Here is a 4573-nt window from a genome sequence, read left to right on the forward strand (position 1 = left end):
TTCTTCACGTCCAATCTCCTTGGGGTTGGGGATTGGACTCCAGATCGCGGTGCTACTCAAAATTGGGGGGACGTCGCTCCCCTCCTGCACTCACGAGAGACACTACTGGCCTACCTGAATGAGCGCGATCTTATTTTCGTGCCGGGTCAGGTCATTGAAGCGGCAAGACTGCGCGATCCTGCCTTTTATACGGATATGAAAGATAGGAACATGGCAGCGCTTGTCAAAGCCGCTACGCCGTCGACGTTACTCTTCCTCATCGCCTTCCACCGGGAAATAACCTGGAGGCGATATCCCGACCACCACCTGGCTCACATCTTGGCTGATAGAGCAGTCAATGAGTTCATCGACTCATTTTTCAGCAGGGAATTTGAAGACGCGAGAAATCTTTCTATAAAACTTCGCGGCGGACTCCAGTGGCTGGTTGTTAGAGTCGCTCGACTTGGGGATCGATGTGCGCCATGCGTGCTTCCGGATAGCTTTGAGCATCTTTATCCTCTTCCTTTCCTGATGGAAAAAAGTGAGGAAGCGTCGGATGCCTGCGCATGTCTCTACGCCGCGGGCGAGCGTTGGTATGAGCGGATCGGACACCCCTTGCCGGATCGGTACTCCGAAGGAGCTACGAATATCTCATGGGAGGATTTAACCGCCATGTCTCCTTCAGCAACTTGCATTCGCGCGGCGCTTCGAGTTCTGGATGAAAGCATTTCACGAGCACATGAACACATTGCCGGCGAGTATGAGAAATCACTTCTATTTAAGGCCACAGGCAAGACCAATATTGCTATAAACAAGCCAAGATCGACTTGCCGGGCAGTCATGCATCACCGATCCAAAGGCGGTGCCGCATAGTTCCTGAACTCACAAAGACTTCTGCGGACTGTTGGATGCAGCATTTTCTCCAATATTTCGATGAATTCCCGGCGCCTAAGAAAAGTCACAACCTGTCCGCTCGTCCGCCAAAAGTCACAACTTTGCTGACCGCGTGTTACCGAGCAAAAGAGTTATATGAGCAAGATTCGCTGAGTGTAAGTTGCTGATACTAATAACGTTACTCCCTTATATATCCGTCACAACTTTGCTGAGCCCGGTTTCGTTGTAAAACCTGTTTTGTGGGTATCGTTTTGGTATCACTGATACGGCCTGTTTTATAGGCTATAGTCTTTATAACGGTATCCTATTGGAACGCGAGATGACCCCGCGCAAGCAGTCCAGTGCAGCAACCAGCACGCCACCTAAACGCAGCCCACAAACGCGCCGCGACAACGTGGTCGATCTGCGGCTGCCAGGAAACGCCAAACGCCGGAGACTGACGCTGGCCAACGTCAGCGCGGTGTGTGAGCAGCTGGGCGAGCACGTGTCCACGCGTAACGTGCAACGCATCCTCGGCGGCTCGCTGCGCGATATCGGACCGCTGATGAAGGCCTGGCGGGAGAATCGGGACGCCGCCGGCGACGCCGCGAGGGACGCAGGCGGTGACCAGGCGCAGGCGTTGGGGACGATCCTGATGGCTGTACTTGAGGAACACGGCGCGGCCGTGACTGCGGCAATCGAGGCCCAAGCCGTGGCCAATGCCGCTACCCAGGAGGCGCTGCTCGAGCGGGTGGAGCGCCTGCTGGGCGGCCACTCACGAGCGCTGACGAAAACCGCACGGATGCGGAAAGACCCTGCCACCCACCATGGCGAGTCGGACGGCCACAAGGACTTGCGGGTAGACCTGCAGGCCATCCGCACCGACGTCGCCCGCATCCTGGCCCACGGGGCGGAGGCCGCTGCAGCAGCTACCGGCCGGGATCTGGCCGACCTGGGAAGCCGGATCGATCGGCTCACCCGGGCCGTCGACCAGCTGCAAGCTGAGCGCCGGGTGCCGGCGCCCGATAGCGTGGCCGCTACGATAGCGTCGGCGCTATCGGAAGCGCTGGCGGGTTACGAGGCGCGACTGGCGCCCGTGGTCGACCAGCTCGGCCGGCTGGCCGGCACCGTGGCCACGGCCGCCGACAAACCGGCAGCGGATCCGGAACTCGCCACGGCGCTGAGCAGGATCGAGGCCAGCCTGGCGGTGTTGGCCAACCCGAAGCCGTCCACCCGCCCTCAACCCAGCAAGGCCATCCTCACGCGACTGGATGCCTTGCTCTCTGCGTCGGCTGATTTGCCCGCCCAGCTCAAGGCCGCGGTGACCCCACCGAAGCGCAAGCGCAAGTCCACGAAAACGCGAAGCACCCGCACCACCACAACCAAAGAGCCGACTCGGCGGACCGCCAAGGCAACAGCTCCGAAGAAATCGACAACGCCAGCACGCAAGGCGACCGCAAGGAATGCCGTCAAGACCGTCCCCAGGAAGACTGTGAACTCCAAGACACAGGCATCCGCACGGAAGCGCAAGATCGCGGCGCCGCAAACCGCTCGGATGTCGACAAGCAAGATGCCGACAAAACGGACAGTCAAGGCAGTCGCCCCGAAGAAGTTGCCGACACCTGCGCGTAAGGCGGCTGCAAAGAAGACGATCAAGACCGTTCCCAGGAAGACCGTGAAGAAGTCCGCATCAGCATCGCATCGTGCTGCAACGCGATCGCCCCGAGGCTCGAACACCAGCCGTCGCAAGAAGACGAACGCGCTAGCGGTAAGAACGAAGCAGACGGCAAAGCCAAGGAAGGCCCCCACAGCGAAGAAGTCTACGTTACGCAACAGGACGTCACGATTGAAAGCATCCAGTGGTGTTTCTGCCCGACGTCCTACACAGAGCACGCGGTCGAAAAACAAACAAGGCAAGGGGGACTCTTGAACATTGTCACCAGTCAGAATTCTGGCAACCAACCGTCTTGGTTGAAGTCGATTCGCGACGGTACGTTGTGCGGATTACGACCCCGTGCCCTAGTAGCAACATCGCCCACTGGTAGGACATTGCACTTCCGAACATGGCACGGAGATCGGGCGGGGGCGATCGAATTCCTGGCCACCTTACACAGCCTGCTGGGAAACACCGTCGTTATGGTCGAAGCAAACTGTTTTGTGTGGGATGCCGATGGGCGTCGCCTCAAGACGCTCCGATCAGTTCCCTTTTCGGCCGAAATTGAAAAGCTATTTCAGGAGGAACGGGCACGCCAAACAAGTAGGAACAAACGCCTGATAAAACGGGTTCATTGGCGGCCAGGTAGGACTGTTGGGACTCTCAGGAAATAAGCGTTTTTCCGTGCTACGATCATTGTGCGTTTGCCGACGTATGCACGCCCACCGTGGCGAACCCGAATGGGACGGCGTTTCACCCTGTCATGGCCTCTCAGGAGCCGCGGCGAGTTGTGGGCACTCGTTAGGCTCGGAGACAGTCCATGGACACAACCCAGATCAGCAAGCTCAAGCAAGCAGCGCGCACCCTAAAGCGTCAAGCAGGCGTAAGCCATGCTGAAGCTCTCGATCAGATCGCAAAAAACAACGGCGCACATGACTGGGCACATTTGATGCGCAGCAGTGGTAGCAATTCCATAGCGTCATCTGTAGTGCTGGCCACTCGACTGGATATCCCTAAATCGAAAAACTTGATGTTCCACCGAGTGCAAATTGAAGGCATGGAGTTTTCTGGATCCCTTTCACGCACAGGAACTTTGTACATCGCAAGTCCAGATCGGTGGGATCGTCGAGACAAGGGAGTAAGTTACCTTGGAGCTTGTCGACTTCATAAGTTCGAGGATTGCGATGGGATTGGTACATTCATGAGTCGTGTCATTCCCGGTCAGTGGTGGCTCTGCAAGCACCGGGTTGAGCCGAACATCAATATTTCAGACTTGTCCGATGAAGGGCGCTCAGCGCTGGCCATTGAGTTTGGCGTTCTTGAAGGCTTACGCGAACGAGAAGATGGCGGATCAAAATTTCTTTCATCCCCCGCTTTTGTTTCCCTTTGCGAATGGACTCGTCACCACCCTCGTATCGCCAAGAGTCTGGCATCCCAGGGCAGCTACTACGTTCCAAATTGGTACGATAAGGCCACTCAATACTTATCTGCGCATCCGCGCACGTGACCGACATTAATGGTAGCGGCTCTCAAGGGGCTGGTCGGTTTGTGCCATCAATTCAGGCCCACTGGCCAGGTTCCAGATAGCATTAGCGCTATCATAGCGTTAATGCTATCGACCCCCTCAGGCCCCTTACCGGCCGCAAGTGGGCAACGCTTCTCCCCATCGGCTGGGTCTGTTTATCGAGGCCAGTGCATGCGCTTACTCCTCCTTCTTGCAGCCCTGTTCGTCTGCGGCCCTAGCCTTGCCCTCACCTACACCCATGGCGGCTCAACTGAAGGCTGTCGCGATCCTGTTGCATGTCATGCCTGGATCAACGCAAAGGGGGAGATCGACGGCAAGTCTCTCGATGACCTGAAGCGGTACATTGCCGACAATCCCTACGCTCCCAGGGTGATTCGATTCGAGTCGCCAGGTGGAAACTTGGTCGAAGGCGTTGAGCTAGGGTTCTGGCTCAGAGAGAACGGCTATAAAACCGAGGCGACCCTGTGTTCATCGCAGACATTCAGGGATCACCGACGCAAAGATTCTGTCCTTCGACGCAGGCAATTCTGCTTCGTCGGAAA

Annotated in this window: 4 protein-coding genes; all 4 read left to right on the forward strand. The window is 57.2% G+C overall.

The window, feature by feature from the left end; translation table 11 throughout:
- The coding region (locus Q0907_RS18875; RefSeq protein ID WP_299347574.1) for a hypothetical protein at positions 1-852 on the forward strand (852 nt) is incomplete at its 5' end.
- Positions 853-1192: 340 nt separating this feature from the next.
- Positions 1193-2782, forward strand: coding sequence for a hypothetical protein (locus Q0907_RS18880; protein ID WP_299347576.1), 1590 nt, complete (start codon positions 1193-1195; stop codon positions 2780-2782).
- A gap of 544 nt (positions 2783-3326) precedes the next feature.
- Positions 3327-4013, forward strand: a complete 687-nt coding sequence (locus Q0907_RS18885; RefSeq protein ID WP_299347578.1) for a hypothetical protein — start codon at positions 3327-3329, stop codon at positions 4011-4013.
- A gap of 189 nt (positions 4014-4202) precedes the next feature.
- The coding region (locus Q0907_RS18890) for a hypothetical protein (protein WP_299347580.1) at positions 4203-4573 on the forward strand (371 nt) is incomplete at its 3' end.

The organism is uncultured Pseudoxanthomonas sp. (assembly GCF_947498795.1).
Lineage (GTDB): Bacteria > Pseudomonadota > Gammaproteobacteria > Xanthomonadales > Xanthomonadaceae > Pseudoxanthomonas_A.